At 39.3% G+C, this 351-nt stretch carries 1 protein-coding gene; it reads left to right on the forward strand.

Annotated elements, in window-relative coordinates; translation table 11 throughout:
• Window positions 1-20 precede the first annotated feature (20 nt).
• The coding region (locus tag CWC16_RS20180) for a DUF8727 domain-containing protein (RefSeq protein WP_502705088.1) at window positions 21-351 on the forward strand (331 nt) is incomplete at its 3' end.

Here is a 351-nt window from a genome sequence, read left to right on the forward strand (position 1 = left end):
AACTCAAAAAATACAAGTTAATGGTAGAGGAAATAAATAGGTGCTTGTCTTCAGTTGGCCTTGCTCTTGGCCATCGTGTCTGGCAATCAATAGAGTTTTACATGGCAAACTATCCAATGGTAAAACGTATAATTGATTCTAAGACCGAAGATACAACCCACTTGAATAAGTGGCGTAAGGTTGCGGTTGAGGATCAGCTTGTACAGAAAGTAATGCCAAAACGTAGGGGGGTCGAAACCAGAGGTTACGGAAAATTAAACTGTATAGAGCCGATTAAACAATTGTTGATAGATAAAGATTTCTCAATTGTTGAAGATTTTGAGCGTGCGTGTCAATTTGGTCATGGGCAGT

Origin of the sequence: Pseudoalteromonas sp. S3776 (genome assembly GCF_005886915.1) — a bacterium.
Taxonomy (GTDB): Bacteria; Pseudomonadota; Gammaproteobacteria; order Enterobacterales; family Alteromonadaceae; genus Pseudoalteromonas.